Below are 17,602 nucleotides of genomic sequence, written 5' to 3' on the forward strand. Positions count from 1 at the left end.
TTTGTGTTCGAATCGGGATGCGTAGCAACCAAAAGCGGGTCGCGTCACGCCTGCGCCACCTGCCGCGTGGCGACCGGTGCGCCCGCGGCCGGCATCCGCGGCACCACCGGAACCCCGCGCAGCCGCAGGATCGCGCCCTGGATCCGCATGCTGATCGCGGTCATCTGCGGGGCCAGCGGTGCGGTGAACTGCAGCCGCAGCAGCTGACCGGCGGTGGCCGGTCGCCGGGCACCGCGAAGGGTCGTCACGATCGCCGGTTGGTTCTCCCGGTGCAGCGACACCGTCACGTCGAGCTTGTCCTCGGGCCGCGGGGCCCGCACCAGGTAATAGCCGTCGACTCCGGTGAAGGGTGTGGTGTAGAGCTGATTGCGGATCATCGCGGGGTTGGGGCCGGTGGGCGGCAGCAGATAGGCGTGCCGTTCGCCGTAGCTGTTGTGCACCTCGGCGACGACGTGCCGCAGCACACCATGGGCGTCGTGACACCAGTACAGGCTCAGCGGGTTGTAGACGTAGCCCAACACCCGTGCCTGCAACAGCGCGGTGATCCGGCCGCCGCCGAGGTGTACCCCGTGGCGCGCGAGGAAAGCGTCGACGCGCATGCGCAGCGTGTCGTCCGGCGCGCCGTCGAAGTGGTCGGTCGCCTCGAACCGGGCGAACGGCGCCAGCCACCGCGGCAGCCGCGGCAGCTCGTCGACGTCGACATACCAGCTGTAGCTGTTGTGCTCGAAATAGTGATGAACCGGGGCCCGACGTAGATGCGTGACACGGGTGCGATAGACCGCCGGGGTAACTTCGCTCTGCACATCCTTCATTCGGCGCCGCGGTGCGGATGGATGGTTAGATCCTCGGATGGCTGCCACCGTCTTCCACAACGGGACCATCTGGACCGGGGGCGGCCGGTCCGACGCCACCCGGCTCGCCGTCGTCGACGGGCACATCGTCGCTGACGAGGACGTGCCGTCGCACGCCGACGAGGTTGACCTCGAGGGCGGTTTCCTGATGCCCTCCTTCGGTGACGGACACGCGCATCCGCTGCTCGGCGGTCTGGAGGAGGTCGGGCCGCCGGTGCGGGCCTGCACCTCGGTCGACGCGATCGTCGAGGCGGTCCGGCGCTACGCCGCCGACCATCCGGACCAGGAGTGGATCACCGGCGCGTCCTATGACGGCAGCCTCACCCCCGGCGGCCTGTTCGACGCCCGCTGGCTCGACGCCGCGGTCGCCGACCGGCCGGTCGTACTGCGCGCCTGGGACTACCACACCGTGTGGTGCAACTCGATGGCCTTGCAGCGGGCGGGCATCACCGAGCAGACCCCCGACCCGGTGCTCGGTGAGATCCCGCGTCGAGCAGACGGTTCGGTGCTCGGCACACTGCGTGAGTGGGGAGCGGTCGACCTCGTCACCGCGGTGATGCCGCCCCGCGACGAAGAGGTGCGCATCGCGGCGCTGGGCACCGCGGCGGACTACTACCTCGCACGCGGCGTCACCTGGGTGCAGGACGCCTGGGTGGAGGCTGCCGATGTCGACACCTATCTGGAGGCCGCGCGCCGGGGCGCGCTGGGCATCCGGTTCAACCTCGGCCTCTACGCGGACCCCAGATACTTCGACGCCCAGCTACCCCGGTTCGCCGAGGCCCGCGGGCGCGTCGAGGAACTGGGTGACCCACTGCTGACGGCGCAGACGGTGAAATTCTTCGCCGACGGTGTGGTCGAGAACGAGACCGGGGCCCTGATCGAGCCGTACTGCTCGGGGCTGCACTCCCATGGCATGCAGGTGTGGGAGGGCGATTCGCTGGCTGATGCGGTGCGCCGGGTCGACGCGATGGGGATGCAGATCCACATCCACGCCATCGGTGATGCCGCGGTTCGGCAGGCGCTCGACGCGATCGAACACGCCGCCTCGGCCAACGGACCCCGTGACCGTAGGCCGGTGATCGCGCACGCCCAGTTGATCGACGACACCGACATCGACCGGTTCGCCCGGTTGGGGGTGATCGCGAACATGCAGCCGCTGTGGGCGCAGCTCGACCCGCTGATGACGGTGTTGACGCTGCCGCGCCTCGGCGAGGAACGGGCGGCCCGCCAGTACCGGATGCGCACGCTCGACGATGCGGGAGCGCTGGCGTTCGGCTCGGACTGGCCGGTGTCGTCGGGAGCCCCGCTGGACGGCATCGCGGTGGCGGCCACCCGGCGCACCACCGACGGGACGCCCGCCGGCGGGTGGACGCCGCAGGAGATTGTGCCGGTGGAGCGGGCGATGCGGGCCTACACCGCCGGAGTGGCTCGTCAGGCATTCGCCGAGACCACCTGGGGCACGCTGGCGCCGGGGGCGAGCGCCGATCTGGTCTGGCTCGGCGCAGACCCGCGGGACACGCCCGGGTTGCAGATTTCGGCGATCGAGGTGCGCGGAACGTATTTGGGGGGCAAGCTCGTAACGCCGTTCGGCCGCTGAAGGGAGTCGCCTCATGTCCTCGACCTCGCCCGTGCCCCCGCCGCTGTCCGCGGAGGGCGAAGGCCATCTGCGGCGGGTCCTCGGCGTGCCGTCGCTGGTGCTGTTCGGCCTGGTGTACATGGTGCCGTTGACGGTGTTCACCACCTACGGCATCGTCACCGTCGAATCGGGCGGCCGGGTGCCGCTGGCCTATGTGGTGACGCTGGCGGCGATGATCTTCACCGCGCGGTCCTATGCCCGGATGGCCTACGCGTACCCCGTCGCCGGATCGGCATACGCCTATACGCAGAAGACCTTCGGCGCGCCGGTCGGGTTCCTCGCCGGCTGGTCGCTGCTGCTGGACTACCTGTTCCTGCCGATGCTCAACTATCTGGTGATCGGGCTCTACCTCAACGAGGCGGTGCCCGCGATCCCGCAATGGGTGATCGTGGTGGTGACGATCGTGATCGTCACGGTGCTCAACATCGTCGGGATCGTCTCGGTGGCACGGGCCAACCTGCTCATCATCGCGATCCAGGCGGTTTTCATCGTGGTCTTCATCGTGATGACCGTGGTGACGCTCTCGGGCTCGGGCAGCGTCGACGTGATGGCGCCGTTCCGTGGTGACGGGAGCGCCGGCGGGATGGGGCCGGTATTGGCCGGTGCGGCCATCCTGTGCCTGTCATTCCTGGGGTTCGACGCGGTGTCGACGCTCTCCGAGGAGGCCCGCGACGCCCGTCGCGATGTGCCCAAGGCGATCATGCTGGCCACCGTGATCTGCGGTGTGCTGTTCATCATCCTGTCCTATGCGTCGCAGATCGTCTTCCCGTCCAACACCTTCGAGAACGTGGACTCCGGATCACTGGACGTCATGCGGGCGGCCGGTGGCGCCTTCCTCGCGGCCTTCTTCACCGCCGCCTACGTTGCCGGGGCACTCGGTTCGGCGCTCACCTCGCAGGCGTCGGTGGCGCGGATCCTCTACGCGATGGGCCGCGACGGGGTGTTGCCGCGCAAGGTGTTCGGCCACGTCTCGGTGCGGTTCAGCACCCCGACCTGGGCCATCCTGGCGATCTCGGTGGTCTCACTGCTGGCGCTGGTGATCGACCTGGCGATCCTGGCGTCGGTGGTGAGTTTCGGCGCGCTGGTGGCTTTCTCGGCGGTCAACCTGACGGTGGTCAAGCACTACTTCGTGGATTCCGGCGAGAAGAACGTGCTCAACAACCTGGTGCTCCCGCTGATCGGTTTCGCGCTCACGGTCTGGTTGTGGACCAGCCTGTCGGCCGAGGCGCTGACCATCGGATTGATCTGGCTGGCCGCCGGATTCGTGTGGCTGCTCATCGTCACCCACGGGTTCCGGCGCCCGACACCGGTCCTCGACCTGGAAGAGACACCGCAGGCCCGCTCGGCCACGGCCTGACCCGGTTCACGCCCAGGTGCGCGCCGCTGCCACCAGACCGTGGATGAGGGCGGACGTCGCGGGGGAGAGCCCGTCGTCGGAAGGCAGCGGGCTGCGTGGGCTCAGTCCCCGCACGCGGGAGGGCAGTTCGAGTTGGGCTCCGCCGTCTTGCATCCGGTTGACGGGGTTGTCGGGATGCATACCGCGCAGCTCGCGGGGGATCGTCTCGACGTCGGTCACGACGCGGTAGCCCGGGATGTCGATGTGCGCGGCGAGATGCCCGGCGAGCCGGCGGTTGCGGCCGCCCGCAAGAAGGTCGGTGCTGCGCCCGATCCGCCCGTAGCCGTGCAGGGACACCGCGACCTGGACGTGATCGAGAAACTCGGCGAGGCGAGCGGATTCGGAGGCCAGGTAACGGGCCGAGGGCAGGTGGTGCGGATACTGCGCGGGATGGCGCACGACGTAGACGGATGCGCCCGCGGCGTCGGCGGCGCGGATCGCGATCTCGTCGGTCACCTGCTCCAGGCCGCCGCCGTGGATGGCCAGAAAGCCGAACCGCGACCGCAGCTCACTGTGTTCGACCACCCCGGGGTCGGCCAGCAGTTCCGAAAGCGACTGCGGGGCATCGGCGTGCACACCGCTGTGGCGTTGCGGCCAATGCGCCGGATCCCATCGCCGCAGGAACTCGATCCAGCGGTGCGGCAGATCGTGCTGCAGCGCCCCGTTGATGACCCGCTCGAGATAGCCCGGCCGCGGTGGGCCCGCCTCGACCCGGTGGTCGATGTACACCCACGCGTGCGCGGGGCCGTCGTCGGTGTGCACGGTGAGCCGGTCGCGGCGATAGCGCACCGGTACGCCCTCGGCGCTGTCCAGGGTGGCCAGATCGCGATCGGACACCTGCCAGAGCACACCGTGCACCTGCGCCCCGGCGACGGGTTCCACGGTGGCCACGCCACGTTCGTTGATCAACCAGTCGTGGTCGGCCAGCGTCGCCCGCCGCGGATCGCCCGCGTCCGGACAGCGTCGCGCCATCTGCTGCACGCACAGATTGGACCCGTAGGCGAAATAGGCGTGCCGGATGTCCGAGGGCATTCAGCCCGTCACGGTCAGATAGATCAGCACCACGTTGAGCAGGGTAATCAATGCGGCGACCAGCCAACCCAGGACGCTGGTCACGCGGTGGTTGACATCCTCACCCATCAGCGCGCGGTCACCGGTCAAGCGGATCAGCGGGATCAACGCGAAGGGAATGCCGAACGACAGCACCACCTGCGAGAGCACCAGTGCGCGGCTGGGGTCGACGCCGATCGCCAGGATCACCAGCGCCGGTATCAAGGTGATCAGCCGGCGCAGCAGCAGGGGATAGGACCGGCGCAGGAGCCCGCCCATGATCATCGCGCCGGCATAGGCGCCCACCGACGTCGACGCGAGCCCTGACGCCAGCAATCCGATCGCGAACAACAGCGCGACCGTCGGGCCGAGCGTCTGCTGGACCGCGGCGTGCGCCCCCTCGATCGAGTCCGTGTTGTCCAGGCCCTGCAGGTTGACCGCCGCCACCAGCAGCATCGCCAGGTTGACCGCACCGGCGACCAGCATCGCGAAGGTGACGTCGAACCGCGTCGCCTTGAGCAGCCGCCGACGCTGCGGACCGGCCTTCGGATGGCCGTGCCGGTCCCGGGCCAGCCCGGAGTGCAGGTAAACCGCGTGCGGCATCACCGTCGCCCCGAGCATCGCGGTGGCCAGCAGCACGCTCTCGGCGCCTTCGAAGCGGGGTACCAGCCCGCCGGCCACCTCCGACGGCGCCGGCGTTTCGACGAACAGGCTGGTCAGGAAGCCGACGGCGATGACCATCAACAGGCCCGTGATGACGCGTTCGAAGACGCGCTGTCCGCGCCGGTTCTGCAGTGCGAGAAGCGCCATCGACACCACGCCGGTGATGACCCCGCCCAGCAGCAACGGGAGGTCGAACAGCAGATGCAGAGCGATGGCACCGCCGACGACCTCGGCGAGGTCGGTGGCCATCGCGACGAGTTCGGCCTGGAGCCAGTAGACGATGCGGGTGGGGGTGCGGGTGTGGTCGGCCACGGACTCGGGCAGCGAGCGGCCGGTGACCAGGCCGAGTTTGGCCGACAGGTACTGCACCAGCCCGGCCATCACATTGGCCAGCACGATCACCCACACCAGCAGGAAGCCGAACTGTGCTCCGGCGCTGACGTTGGCCGCGACATTGCCCGGATCCACGTAGGCGATCGCGGCCACGAAGGCGGGACCGAGCAGCAGCCACGCAGACCGTGGAGATCCGCCCTCGCGGGCCGAACCAGGTCGGGTCTGGGCAGGCGGCAGCATCCGACTCCTCGTCTCTGCTATCCGGGTCAACGAATAGAAAAGTGAGGGTAGCCGAAACCTGCTGACCGAAGTCGGGCGGGGTCAGATACCGATGAACAGTCCGGGACCCCAGCCCCAGCCGCCATATCCGCCGTATCCGCCGTAACCCCAGGCGCCGCAGCCCCAGGCGCCGCAGTTCGACGGCGGGGGTGACGTGATGATCTGGCTACTGCCGCCGGGGTTCTGGCACTGAGTGGTGTTCGGTCCGATGCTGACGCAATCGGGCTTGGCCGCGGCAGAGGGAGCGGCGAGGATCGCCGACGCCACGCCGGCGACGAGAACGATTGTCGGCAAACGAAAATGCATGAGAAGGCCTCCTCGTCGAGGCGACCACTACTGCGGCAGATCAGCCGCCGAAGACGAGAGCGGGCCCGTAGTAGTAGTCATCCCACGGGTACAGATACGCCGTGTTGCCCGGGGATGTGGTGATCTGTGCGTTGCCGGGGCTCTGGCACTGGGTGGTGGACCCGCCGAAGCCATTCTGTCCGGTGGTGACGCAGTTCGGTTGCGCGGCCGCCATCGGGGCCGACAGCACGGCCGCCGCGGCACCCGCGACGGCAACTGACAAGAGATAGCGCGAGGTCCGCATTGAGACGTCCTTGTGTTGAGTTGTCGCTGCTAATGAGCAGCGTACAGCCCTTTCCCGGTAATGAGAGGTAAAGCGAGCGTGGTGGTGATGCCTGGCGGCGCCGCGACGACGGCCGGGATCGCATTGACGATGCGGGCGGCGGTGGCAACCAGGCCGGCGCGGTTGTGGTCGCCGTTCGGGCTGCTCTGGCACAGGTCCATGGCGTAGGTGGGCTCGCCGGTGATCTCGACGCGGTAGGACCCGCCCTCCTGCGCGGGCTGGGGCCAATCCGGGCACAGGTCCTCGCGCAACCGCGTGACGTGTTCCAGCACCACGGCGGCGTGCCCGTCGACCATGCCCCGGACCTCGAAACGCAATGCGGCGGCAGTGCCTGCGGCGATGGGGCCGGAGGCGATCTCGAAATCCTCCGGAGCGGGCTCACGGACGTAGGTCTCGGTCACCTCGTCGAGTTCGATGCCCAGGCCGGCGGCGAGCTGACGGATCACCGATCCCCAGGCCAGGCTGAGCACGCCCGGTTGCAGCAGCATCGGCAGCTCGTCGAGCGGTTTGCCGAAACCCATCACGTCGAACATCACCGTCGGGCTGTCGTAGGTGGCGTAGTCGACGATCTCCATGCACCGGATCTGCTGAATGCTCTGGCAGGTCCCCGCCAGGGCAAGGGGCAGAAGGTCGTTGGCGAAACCCGGATCGATACCGCCGACGAACAGGGTGGAACAGCCGGTGCGGGTCGCCTCCTCGATGGGGGTGATGAGCTCTTCGGGCAGCACCTGCCACGGATATTGCAGGAACACCGGTCCGCTGCCGACGACGTTGATGCCCGCGGCCAGGATGCGCCGGTAGTCCTCGAGTGCTTCGGGCAACCGGTTGTCGGCCATTGCGGTGTAGACCGCGCAGTCCGGTTTCGCGTCGAGCACCTCGTCGAGGTCGTTGGTGGCCAGGACGCCGGAGGCTTCGGGCAGCCCGGCGAGTTGCGCGGCGTCCGTGCCCGCTTTGGCCGACGAGGACACCCACACGCCGGTGAGCTCGTACTGCGGATCGGTGATGAGCTGGGTCAGCGCATGGCCGCCGACGTTGCCCGTGCCGATCTGTGCGACGCGAATCGCCATGGGGTCTCCTCTACAGGTCGGGAATGGGCAGGTCGAGGTTGGGATACGTCAGGCCGCCGTCGACCTCGAGTGTCTTGCCGGTGAGGTATTCGGCGGCCGGCGATGCGAGATACACCGCGGCGGCGGCGATGTCGGCGGGGTCGCCGAGTCGGCGCATCGGGGTGACCTTCTCCATCGGCTCGCGCAGGTCGTCGTTGCTCGCGACGATGTCCAGCGCAGAGGTGAGGATCGAACCCGGGGCGATGGCGTTGACGCGGACGCGCGGCGCCAGGTCGAGCGCCGCCAGGCGGGTGTAGTGGGCCAGGGCGGCCTTGGCCGTGCCGTAGGCGGCGAAGCCGCGGCCGGACAGCCGGGCCATCGTCGAGGTGATGTTGATGATGCTGCCGCCGCCGGAATGCTCGAGCATGAGTGGCACGGCGGCCGTCGTCAGCGCGTGGGCGGTGGCGACGTTGAAGGTGAACGCATCGCGCAGGTCCTTCGTCGACGTGTTCAGCAACGCGTTGGGCATGGTGCCCCCGACGTTGTTGACGACGATGTCTAGTTTCCCGAAGGCCTCGACGGCGGCGCCGGCCAGCTCTGCGGTCGACTCGGGGCGGGCGAGGTCGGCGGCGATGACATGAGCCCGGCGCCCAGCGGCGCGGATCTGTTCGGCGACCTCGTCGAGCTGACTCTGCGTACGCGCCGCGATCACCACGTCCGCACCGGCTTCGGCGAAAGCGACCGCGATCGCCGCACCCAGTCCGCGACCTGCGCCGGTCACCACGGCGACCCGATCGTCGAGCCGGAATCTGTCCAGGATCACGTGTCCTCACTTCCCTCGCCGGGCGACACGCTAGCAGTGCAGCCGGCCGGCGGTGGGCGGTTTCTGGAACAGGTTCTAGTTCAGGATTTCTTGGCCGCCGCCTTCTTCGCGGTCTTCTTGGCCGGTGCCTTCTTCGCGGCGGATTTCTTGGCGGGGGCTTTCTTGGCCGCCGCCTTCTTCGCCGGGGCTTTCTTGGCGGGCGTGTCGTCGTCGCCGTCGTCGGAGTCGTCGTCATCCGAGGAGGAGGACCCACCGCCGGAGCGGCGCGCCTTCACACTCGCCTCCAGTTTGGCCAGCAGATCCGACACGTCCTCGGTCTCGTCGAGTTCGGTCGGCTGCTCCTCCACCGCGAACGCCTCACCGCCCTCGAGCTTGGCGGCCACCAGCTCGCGCAACTGCTCCTGATAGTCGTCGTGGTAGCGGTCGGGGTTGAAATCGTCGGTCATCGACTCGACCACCTGGCCGGCCATCTTCAGCTCGGCCGGTTTGATCTCGACCTCCTTGTCGAGCACCGGGAAGTCGGGGTCGCGCACCTCGTCGGGCCACAGCAGCGTGTGGATCACCATCACGTCGCGCTTGCTGAAATCCTTGACCCGCAAGGCCGCCAGCCGGGTCTTGTTGCGCAACGCGAAGTGGACGATGGCCACCCGGTCGGTCTCGGCGAGTGTCTTGGCCAGCAGCACATAGGATTTCGAGGATTTTCCGTCGGGTTCGAGGAAGTAGCTCTTGTCGTACATCAGCGGGTCGAGGTCGCTGGCCGGCACGAACTCGAGCACCTCGATCTCGCGGCTGCGTTCCTCCGGCAGCGTCGCGATGTCCTCGTCGGTGATGATCACCATCTGCCCGTCGTCGGATTCGTAGGCGCGAGCGATGTCGCGGTACTCGACCACTTCGCCGTCGACCTCGCACACTCGCTTGTAGCGGATCCGGCCGTTGTCCTTGGCATGCACCTGATGGAACTTGATGTCATGGTCTTCGGTGGCGCTGTAGACCTTCACTGGCACGTTGACCAGGCCGAAGGCGATCGAGCCCTTCCAGATGGACCGCATCAGCCCAGTATGGCCGATGACCGGGCCGCATCCCGGGTTTCGCGGTCCGGCAGGTCCGCGCCGGCCTTGGCGACCGTCAGCGCCGACGACAGCGCCGCAGTCTGCAACATGACGTTCAGCCCGTCGAGCCCGATGCCGCGCAGGGCGGCGCGGCGCTGCCCGCCGAGTAGTCCGAGGGCCCACAGCGCGTCGATCAGACCGGCCATGAACGCGTCACCGGCCCCGACGGTGTCCACGACGTCGACCGGCGGGGCGGCCACCTTCGCGCTGCCCGCTTCGCACAGCGCGAAGGCGCCCTGGTCGCCCAGCGTCACCGCCACGATCGACGGGCCCAGCGACAGCCAGGTACGGGCAATCTGTTTCGGCGACCGGTCGGGGTCGATCCAGCGGAGATCCTCGTCGCTGACCTTGACGACGTCGCAGCGCTCGATGAGGTGGTCGATGCGGGTGCGCGCGGCCTGCGCGTCGTCGATGAGTGCCGGACGCACGTTCGGGTCGAACGTGACGGTGGCCGCGGTGCGGTAGGTGTCGACGAGTGCCGCGGTGGCCAGGCATCCCGGTTCGAGCACCGAGGCGATCGAACCGGTGTGGACGACCGTCGGCGGCGCCACCTCCGGCGTCCCGCTCAGCCGCCATTCGATGTCGAATTCGTATTCCGCCGATCCGGCGTGGTCCAGCGTGGCCCGCGCCGTCGGTGTGCGCTCGGCATCGGTGCTGCCGTCGACCAATTCGACACCCGAGGAGGCCAGATGATCGGCGATGCGCCGGCCGTGCTCGTCCCGGCCGATGTGAGTGAGGAAGTCCACGCCCCGTCCGAGTCGCGCCAACCCCACCGCGACGTTGAGCGGGCTGCCCCCGACGTGCTCGCCGGTGACGGCACCGTCGCGCTCGACGATGTCGATCAACGCCTCACCGATGACCAACGCCCGGTCGGTCACGACTCCGACTCCTGGTCGAGAAGGGCTTCCAGGGTGGCCCGCGCGCCATCGCGGTGCAGCGCGGTGAGCACATTGACGTAAGTGGTGACGAACCGCTCGTTGTCGATGAGATCACCGAAGATTGAACGGTTCTCGATGAACGAGGTCGGATTCTCGCGCTGGCGGCGGGCAAGCGGGACGAGCGTGTCGGCCAGCTGATCCTGGACGTCGATCGGCTCGCCGTCCTCGTCGACACCTTCGGCGTAGCGAGCCCAGCTCGCCACGACGGCCGTCGCGAGGCGGATCGGTGCACCGGTGCGCAGGTTCTCCCGGATCACCGGCAACAGCCACTTCGGGATCCGGTCGGAGGATCCGTAGCACAGCCGGGCGATGGTGTCCCGCACACCGGGATTGGCGAAGCGTTCGAGCAGCGTGCGCTTGTAGTCGTCAAGGTCGATGCCGGGTACCGGTGTGAGGGTGGGGGTTCCTTCGTTGTCCATGTAGCGGCGCAGGAATTCGGCCAGCAACGGATCGGCCGCCGCTTCGTGCACGAGTCGATACCCGGCGAGATAGGCGAAATAGCACAGCGCCTGGTGGCCGGCGTTGAGCAGCCGCAGCTTCATCAGCTCGTACGGCGTGACGTCGTCGACCAGGAGCACGCCCACCTCGTCGAGTGCGGGGCGGCCGTCGCTGAACGTGTCCTCGAGGACCCAGGCAGTGAAAGGTTCTGCCACCACCGGCCATTGGTCCTCCACGCCGAAGTCTTCGCGGACGCCGGCAACCACCTCCGGGGTGGTGACCGGCGTGATCCGGTCCACCATGCTGTTGGGGAAACGCGTATTCGTCCTGATCCACTCGGCGAGTCCGCCGTCGGTGCGCTCGGCGAAGCTCAGGAACGCCTCGCGGGCCACATCGCCGTTGCCCTCGATGTTGTCGCACGAGACGATCGTCGGGGACGCGATGTCGCGCTCCCGGCGGCGGGCCAGTGCAGCGGTGACGATGCCGAAGACGCTGCCCTGGTCATCTTCGATCGAGCCGACGTCGTACCCACCTTCGGTGATGGTCAGGGTGATGATTCGCGTGGACGGAGCCGCGAGCAGTTCGATGACGCCGTCCCGGTCGTCGGGTGCGAAGCGGTAATCCACGATCGAACCGATGATGCGGGCGTCGCGGGATCCGTCCGGGTTCTCGAGGACCAGGGTGTAGAGGCCGTTCTGCTCGGCCAGGACGTCGGCCATCTTCCGGTCGCCCGGGAGCACGCCGACCCCGCAGATCCCCCAATCCTTGGAGTCGCCCTCGTTCAGCAGTCGGTCGATGTACATCGCCTGGTGGGCGCGGTGGAATCCGCCGACGCCGAAATGCACGATGCCGACCGAGACGTCCGCCCGGTCGTACGTGGGTTTGGCGAGATCGATGTCCGCGAGGGTGCCGGCGTCGAGCTTCATGAGGCCATCACGTCGCTAAGCATGCCGGGCAGCCAAAGTGTTGTGTGCGTCACACTGACCATGCTAGCGTGATGAGCATCTACACGCACCCGTGAGCATATGCTCACGGGCCACAGGGAGGTGGACGGGTGGCGGCAGCCCCGGCAGTGAACGGCCAGTCGGCCGCGCGCGCCCCGGAGGATCTACGGCTGGCCTTGCGCGCCGCCACCCTCTACTACCTGGACGGCCTCACCCAGGCCGAGATCGCCGGGCGCCTCGGCGTCAGCCGCCCGACCGCCGGTCGGCTGGTCGCGCGCGCCAAGAACCGCGGCCTCGTGCGCATCGACATCGTGGTACCCGCGGACCTGAGCGACGATCTGCACGCCGACGAGGAGCGGGAACTCGAAACCCGATTCGGACTGACCGAAGTGGTCATCGCCGGACACGGCAGCGATGTCGGGGCTCCGGGCCGGCCGCCGGCCTTCGCCAGTGTGGGCCGCGCGGCGGCCGCACTGCTGATGCGCCGACTCGAATCCGACGACGTCCTCGGGTTCACCTGGGGCCCGGAGCAGGTCGCGGTGGCCTCGGCACTGTCACCCGGGGTCGCCACCTGCCGTGCGGTGGTTCAACTCGATGGCGCCATGTCGAGCGCGGCGTATCAGACCGGCGTCGAGCTGATCCTGAGCCGGTGTGCGGACCTGCTGCACGCCACCACGATCCGGTTGCCCGCCCCGCTCTACGCCGATCCCAGCACCGTCGCGTCCATGCGCAGCGATTCGGTGATCTCCCGGACCCTCGATGCGGGCCGGCGCGCCGACGTGATGATGTTCGGGGTCGGCGCAGTGTCGACGGCGACCACGCTGTTCGAGGGCAGCTATCTCGACACCCGCATGCTCGACGAACAGGTCGCCGCGGGCGCCGTCGGCGAGATCGGCGGACGCTTCTTCGACGCCGACGGCAAGCCCGTCGACACCGAGCTGCAGCAACGGGCGGTCTCGGTACCGCTCGAAGACGTGCGGGCATGCGGCAAGTCTCTGCTGATCTCCAGCGGTGCTGGTAAGCACCATGCCACGCTCGCCGCACTTCGCGGCGGGCTGGCCAAGCTCCTGGTCTGCGACATCGATTGTGCCCGTTGGCTGCTGGCCCATAGCCAAGAGCAGTAAGGAAGGTTGCCCGTGAAAACTCGACGAAGAGTCCTCCACCGGATCGCCGCCTGTACGGCCGCGATCGGCCTGACGTTGACCGCCGGCTGTTCGGGCGCGGGCAGTCTCGGTGCGTCTGGCAACGAGGTGACGATAGCGCTGGTCTCCAACTCGCAGATGACCGATGCCCAGCAACTGTCGAGCGAGTTCGAGAAAGAGAACCCGGGGACCAGGCTGAAGTTCATCACGCTCTCGGAGAATCAAGCCCGGGCCAAGATCACCATGTCGACAGCCATGGGCGGCAGCGAATTCGACGTGGTGATGATCAGCAACTTCGAGACTCCGCAGTGGGCCAAGGACGGCTGGCTGGTCAATCTGTCCGACTACGCGAAGAACACCCCGGGTTACGACGAGAACGACTTCATCTCGTCGCTGCGGGAGTCGCTGTCCCACGAGGGCGACATGTATGCGGTGCCGTTCTACGGCGAATCGTCGTTCTTGATGTACCGCAAGGACCTGTTCGAGCAGGCCGGGATCAACGTGAATCCGAGCCCGGACTACCAACCCACCTGGCCCGAAGTCGCCCAGTGGGCCGAGCAGCTCAAGACCGAGAACCGAGCCGGGATCTGCCTGCGCGGCAAGCCCGGCTGGGGCGAGGTCCTTGCGCCACTGGACACCGTGATCAACACCTTCGGCGGCCGATGGTTCGACGAGCAGTGGAACGCCCAGCTCAACAGCCCCGAAGTCAAGAAGGCCGTCAACTTCTACGTCGACACCGTGCAGAAATACGGTGAACTGGGCGCCGCGTCGACAGGTTTCCAGGAGTGCGCCAATCTGTTCGGTCAGGGGCAGACCGCGATGTGGTACGACGCCACCTCGGCGGTTTCGGTGCTCGAGGATCCCCAGGAGTACCCCGACCTGGTCGGCAAGATCGGCTACCTGCCCGCGCCGATCGTCGAGAAGCCGAACTCGGGCTGGCTCTACACCTGGGCCCTGGGCATCCCGAAGGCCGCCAAGAACCCCGACGGCGCATGGAAATTCATCTCGTGGATGACCAGCAGGGAGTACATCAAACTGGTCGGGGAGAGGCTGGGGTGGGCTCGTGTCCCACCGGGCAGCCGGGTCTCCACCTACACCGATCTGCCGGAGTACGAGGCCATTTCGAAGTCGTACGGACCGTTGACGCTCAAGTCGATCGAGAACGCCGATCCGAAGCGGCCGACGGTGCAGCCGGTTCCGTACACCGGAATCCAGTTCGTCGGCATCCCGGAGTTCCAGGACCTCGGGACGCGGGTGAGCCAGCAGATCAGCGCGGCGATCGCCGGACAGAAGTCGGTGGACGACGCGCTCGAGCAAGCGCAGGAATACGCCGAGGTCGTCGGCCGCACCTACCAGGAGAAGTGATGACCGTTACCTCCGACACCTCAGCGACCGGGGCCGACGCCGACGAAAGCGCTGTCGCCGAACGGGTCCGGAAGATCAAGGCCGCGCAGGATCTGGGCGTCAGCCGCGCCGAAGGCTGGCGACGGCGCGGTCCGCTGCTTCCCGCGCTGATCTTCATGATCGTGGTCACCCAGATCCCGTTCCTGTTCACGCTGTACTACTCGACGCTGTCGTGGAACCTGGTCCGGCCCGGATCGCGCCAGTTCGTCGGCTTCGACAACTACATCGCGGTGGTCAAGGACAGCCAGTTCTGGTCGGTGGCGTTCAACACCGTCGTGCTCATCGTCGGCGTCGTGGTCATCTCGGCGTTCTTCGGTCTGCTGCTCGCCCTGCTGCTCGATCGGGCCTTCCTGGGCCGCGGCGTGGTGCGGACCCTGCTCATCACCCCGTTCCTCGTCACACCCGTTGCCGCGGCGCTGATCTGGAAGACCACCATCCTCGATCCGACCAACGGCATCCTCAACTGGTTGCTGTCGCTGGTCGGGATCGGCCCGGTCGACTGGATCGGCCAGTTCCCGCTGACGATGGTGATGGTCGAACTGATCTGGCAGTGGACGCCATTCATGATGCTGTTGATCCTCGCCGGCCTCCAGTCGATGCCTCGCGACATCCTGGAGGCCGGTCGAGTCGACGGTGCCGGCACCTTCCAGCTCTTCCGGGAGCTGACGTTGCCCCACCTTCGGCGATTCATCGAACTGGGGGTCGTGCTCGGCGCGATCTACCTGGTGAACACCTTCGACGCGATCTACATGATGACCCAGGGCGGCCCGGGCATCGCGAGTGCGAACCTGCCGTTCTACATCTACCAGCGTGCGTTCCTCGGCTTCGACATCGGCCAGGCCGCGGCCATGGGGGTGGTCGTGGTGATCTTCACGATCATCATCGCGAACTTCGCGTTGCGGCTGATCTTCAAATCGTTCACCGGCAAGGAAGAGGCGGCGTGATGACCACCACCACCGTTGAAAAAGATCAGACCGCAACAGATTCCGGTGCACCCCACAAGAAGAAGAGCCGGAAGTTCAGCGCCTGGGGGTTGGTGGCCTGGCTGGTGGCGCTGGGCTTCTTCTTCCCGGTGTTCTGGATGATCCTGACGTCGTTCAAGCAGGAGGGCGATGCGGCGACCAGCCCACCGAAGCTGATCTTCTCCCCGACGCTGAGCCAGTACGGGGAGGTCTTCGCCCAGGGTATCGGGCCGGCGATGCTCAACTCGATCTTCGCCACCGGACTGTCGACGATCATCGTGCTGTTGCTGGGGGTGCCCGCGGCGTTCGCACTGTCGCTGCGGCCGGTGCGCAGAACCCAGGACGCGCTGTTCTTCTTCATGAGCACGAAGATGCTGCCGGTCGTGGCGGTCATCCTGCCGCTCTACGTGATCGTGTCGAATGTGGGCCTGCTGGACAACATCTGGGCGCTGATCATCTTGTACACGGCGATGAATCTGCCGATCGCGGTATGGATGATGCGGTCGTTCTTCCTCGAGGTACCCGGTGAACTGCTCGAGGCGGCCAGCCTCGACGGCGCCAGCCTGTGGCGTTCGGTGCGCGAGGTGATCTTGCCGCTGGTGTCACCCGGCATCGCGGCCACCGCGTTGATCTGCGTGATCTTCGCGTGGAACGAGTTCTTCTTCGCGGTGAACCTCACCGCGGTCAACGCCCAGACCATGCCCGTGTACCTCGTCGGGTTCATCGCGGGCGAGGGGCAGTACTGGGCCGTCCTGTCGGCGGCCGCCACCATGTCGGCGCTCCCGGTGATCCTGTGCGGCTGGTTCGCCCAGAACAAGCTGGTGCGCGGACTCTCCTTCGGCGCGATCAAGTAAAGGAAGCGACCAATGGCATCGATCACCTACAACAACGCCTCATGCATCTACGAGGGATCCGACAAACTCGCGGTGGACTCGCTCAACCTCGACATCGCCGACGGCGAATTCGTGGTGCTGGTCGGCCCATCCGGTTCGGGGAAGAGCACCGCGCTGCGCATGCTCGCCGGCCTGGAGGAGATCGACGAGGGCACCATCGAGATCGGCGGCAAGAACATGGTCGGCGTGCCGTCGAAGGACCGCGACATCGCCATGGTGTTCCAGAACTACGCGCTGTATCCGAACAAGACGGTGGCCGAGAACATGGGCTTCGCGCTCAAGCTTCGTGGCGTTTCGGCCGACGAACGGCGCCGCAAGGTCGAGGAGGCGGCCAAGATCCTCGACCTCACCGAGTTCCTGGACCGCAAGCCGGCCAAGCTGTCCGGCGGCCAGCGACAGCGGGTGGCGATGGGCCGCGCGATCGTGCGCGAGCCGCAGGTCTTCTGCATGGACGAGCCGTTGAGCAATCTGGACGCGAAACTTCGGGTGCAGACCCGCACCCAGATCGCCGCGTTGCAGCGTCGGCTCGGCACCACCACCGTCTACGTCACCCACGATCAGGTGGAGGCGATGACGATGGGCGACCGGGTGGCGGTGTTGCGATTCGGCAAGCTGCAGCAGTTCGCCTCGCCCAACGAGCTCTACGACCGGCCGGCCAACGCGTTCGTGGCCGGCTTCATCGGCTCACCGGCGATGAATCTGGTGACGCTGCCCGTCGCCCCCGACGGGGTGAAGATCGGTGACTCGACGCTGGAACTGGAACGCGACACCATGAGCAAGCTGAGCGAGGCGAATCTGTCCGAGGTCACCTTCGGCATCCGGCCCGAACAGCTCGAGCTGACCGACTCCGGCGGAGTGGAGGTGGTCGTCGACCTCGTTGAGGATCTCGGTAGCGAGGCCTATGTGTACACCCACGCCAGTTCCGGATCGAGCGTCGAGTTGGTGGCCCGCTGCAATCCGCGCACAGCGCCCAGGCTGGCCGATACGGTGCGGCTGCGCCGTCATCCCGAAGGCGCAGTACACCTGTTCCATCCGCAGACGGGGGAGCGGCTGAACTAGGTGTCGCG

The 17,602-nt window shown here is 67.4% G+C and carries 17 protein-coding genes; 7 read left to right on the forward strand and 10 right to left on the reverse strand.

The annotated features are described in order from the left end of the window. Positions 1-44: 44 nt before the first annotated feature. On the reverse strand, positions 45-812 hold the full coding sequence (locus tag ACN27E_RS22730; protein ID WP_422744909.1) for a DUF1365 domain-containing protein: 768 nt from the start codon (positions 810-812) through the stop codon (positions 45-47). Positions 813-849: 37 nt separating this feature from the next. Between ACN27E_RS22730 and ACN27E_RS22735 the strand changes: the two genes are divergently transcribed. Both ACN27E_RS22735 and ACN27E_RS22740 read left to right on the forward strand, forming a co-directional pair. After that, on the forward strand, positions 850-2,448 hold the full coding sequence (locus tag ACN27E_RS22735) for an amidohydrolase (protein WP_422744911.1): 1,599 nt from the start codon (positions 850-852) through the stop codon (positions 2,446-2,448). A gap of 13 nt (positions 2,449-2,461) precedes the next feature. Then, positions 2,462-3,844: an APC family permease gene (locus ACN27E_RS22740; RefSeq protein ID WP_422744913.1), complete on the forward strand. Its 1,383-nt coding sequence runs from the start codon at positions 2,462-2,464 to the stop codon at positions 3,842-3,844. Positions 3,845-3,850: 6 nt separating this feature from the next. Here ACN27E_RS22740 and ACN27E_RS22745 read toward each other — a convergent pair whose 3' ends face one another. From ACN27E_RS22745 to ACN27E_RS22785, 9 genes are all read right to left on the reverse strand, one after another. Next, positions 3,851-4,915 carry a poly-gamma-glutamate hydrolase family protein gene (locus tag ACN27E_RS22745; RefSeq protein ID WP_422744915.1) on the reverse strand — a complete coding sequence of 355 codons (1,065 nt, stop codon included), beginning with the start codon at positions 4,913-4,915 and terminating at the stop codon, positions 3,851-3,853. Next, positions 4,916-6,169: an Nramp family divalent metal transporter gene (locus ACN27E_RS22750; protein ID WP_422744917.1), complete on the reverse strand. Its 1,254-nt coding sequence runs from the start codon at positions 6,167-6,169 to the stop codon at positions 4,916-4,918. Positions 6,170-6,250: 81 nt separating this feature from the next. Beyond that, positions 6,251-6,514, reverse strand: coding sequence for a hypothetical protein (locus ACN27E_RS22755; RefSeq protein WP_422744918.1), 264 nt, complete (start codon positions 6,512-6,514; stop codon positions 6,251-6,253). Positions 6,515-6,554: 40 nt separating this feature from the next. Then, positions 6,555-6,797 (reverse strand): hypothetical protein, encoded by a 243-nt coding sequence (locus ACN27E_RS22760; protein ID WP_422744920.1) that lies wholly within the window; start codon positions 6,795-6,797, stop codon positions 6,555-6,557. Positions 6,798-6,826: 29 nt separating this feature from the next. Next, entirely contained in the window at positions 6,827-7,903 is a 1,077-nt protein-coding gene (locus tag ACN27E_RS22765) for a diacylglycerol kinase (protein WP_422744922.1), read from the reverse strand. 10 nt (positions 7,904-7,913) lie between these two features. After that, positions 7,914-8,705, reverse strand: coding sequence for an SDR family oxidoreductase (locus tag ACN27E_RS22770; protein ID WP_422744924.1), 792 nt, complete (start codon positions 8,703-8,705; stop codon positions 7,914-7,916). 80 nt (positions 8,706-8,785) lie between these two features. After that, positions 8,786-9,754: a Ku protein gene (locus tag ACN27E_RS22775; protein ID WP_422744925.1), complete on the reverse strand. Its 969-nt coding sequence runs from the start codon at positions 9,752-9,754 to the stop codon at positions 8,786-8,788. Further along, positions 9,754-10,692 carry a carbohydrate kinase family protein gene (locus ACN27E_RS22780; protein WP_422744927.1) on the reverse strand — a complete coding sequence of 313 codons (939 nt, stop codon included), beginning with the start codon at positions 10,690-10,692 and terminating at the stop codon, positions 9,754-9,756. Before ACN27E_RS22780 ends, ACN27E_RS22775 begins: the two co-directional genes overlap by 1 nt. Next, on the reverse strand, positions 10,689-12,116 hold the full coding sequence (locus ACN27E_RS22785) for a mannitol dehydrogenase family protein (protein WP_422744929.1): 1,428 nt from the start codon (positions 12,114-12,116) through the stop codon (positions 10,689-10,691). Before ACN27E_RS22785 ends, ACN27E_RS22780 begins: the two co-directional genes overlap by 4 nt. A 128-nt stretch (positions 12,117-12,244) precedes the next feature. Between ACN27E_RS22785 and ACN27E_RS22790 the strand changes: the two genes are divergently transcribed. The 5 genes from ACN27E_RS22790 (at position 12,245) to ACN27E_RS22810 (ending at position 17,594) form a co-directional block, all read left to right on the forward strand. Then, positions 12,245-13,258, forward strand: coding sequence for a sugar-binding transcriptional regulator (locus ACN27E_RS22790; RefSeq protein WP_422744931.1), 1,014 nt, complete (start codon positions 12,245-12,247; stop codon positions 13,256-13,258). A gap of 126 nt (positions 13,259-13,384) precedes the next feature. Then, positions 13,385-14,641, forward strand: coding sequence for an ABC transporter substrate-binding protein (locus tag ACN27E_RS22795; protein ID WP_422744933.1), 1,257 nt, complete (start codon positions 13,385-13,387; stop codon positions 14,639-14,641). Further along, entirely contained in the window at positions 14,641-15,624 is a 984-nt protein-coding gene (locus ACN27E_RS22800; protein WP_422744935.1) for a carbohydrate ABC transporter permease, read from the forward strand. The genes ACN27E_RS22795 and ACN27E_RS22800 overlap by 1 nt, the downstream gene beginning before the upstream one ends. Then, positions 15,624-16,496, forward strand: coding sequence for a carbohydrate ABC transporter permease (locus tag ACN27E_RS22805; protein WP_422744937.1), 873 nt, complete (start codon positions 15,624-15,626; stop codon positions 16,494-16,496). Before ACN27E_RS22800 ends, ACN27E_RS22805 begins: the two co-directional genes overlap by 1 nt. 12 nt (positions 16,497-16,508) lie before the next feature. Then, on the forward strand, positions 16,509-17,594 hold the full coding sequence (locus ACN27E_RS22810) for an ABC transporter ATP-binding protein (RefSeq protein ID WP_422744939.1): 1,086 nt from the start codon (positions 16,509-16,511) through the stop codon (positions 17,592-17,594). The last annotated feature ends 8 nt before the right edge of the window (positions 17,595-17,602 follow it).

Source organism: Mycobacterium sp. WMMD1722, from assembly GCF_049315205.1.
GTDB lineage: Bacteria > Actinomycetota > Actinomycetes > Mycobacteriales > Mycobacteriaceae > Mycobacterium.

Coding starts and splice junctions, on each gene's coding strand:
- ACN27E_RS22730 (WP_422744909.1), bottom strand. CDS start 812: ATGAAGGATGTGCAGAGCGAAGTTACCCCGGCGGTCTATCGCACCCGT.
- ACN27E_RS22735 (WP_422744911.1), top strand. CDS start 850: ATGGCTGCCACCGTCTTCCACAACGGGACCATCTGGACCGGGGGCGGC.
- ACN27E_RS22740 (WP_422744913.1), top strand. CDS start 2,462: ATGTCCTCGACCTCGCCCGTGCCCCCGCCGCTGTCCGCGGAGGGCGAA.
- ACN27E_RS22745 (WP_422744915.1), bottom strand. CDS start 4,915: ATGCCCTCGGACATCCGGCACGCCTATTTCGCCTACGGGTCCAATCTG.
- ACN27E_RS22750 (WP_422744917.1), bottom strand. CDS start 6,169: ATGCTGCCGCCTGCCCAGACCCGACCTGGTTCGGCCCGCGAGGGCGGA.
- ACN27E_RS22755 (WP_422744918.1), bottom strand. CDS start 6,514: ATGCATTTTCGTTTGCCGACAATCGTTCTCGTCGCCGGCGTGGCGTCG.
- ACN27E_RS22760 (WP_422744920.1), bottom strand. CDS start 6,797: ATGCGGACCTCGCGCTATCTCTTGTCAGTTGCCGTCGCGGGTGCCGCG.
- ACN27E_RS22765 (WP_422744922.1), bottom strand. CDS start 7,903: ATGGCGATTCGCGTCGCACAGATCGGCACGGGCAACGTCGGCGGCCAT.
- ACN27E_RS22775 (WP_422744925.1), bottom strand. CDS start 9,754: ATGCGGTCCATCTGGAAGGGCTCGATCGCCTTCGGCCTGGTCAACGTG.
- ACN27E_RS22785 (WP_422744929.1), bottom strand. CDS start 12,116: ATGAAGCTCGACGCCGGCACCCTCGCGGACATCGATCTCGCCAAACCC.
- ACN27E_RS22800 (WP_422744935.1), top strand. CDS start 14,641: ATGACCGTTACCTCCGACACCTCAGCGACCGGGGCCGACGCCGACGAA.
- ACN27E_RS22805 (WP_422744937.1), top strand. CDS start 15,624: ATGACCACCACCACCGTTGAAAAAGATCAGACCGCAACAGATTCCGGT.
- ACN27E_RS22810 (WP_422744939.1), top strand. CDS start 16,509: ATGGCATCGATCACCTACAACAACGCCTCATGCATCTACGAGGGATCC.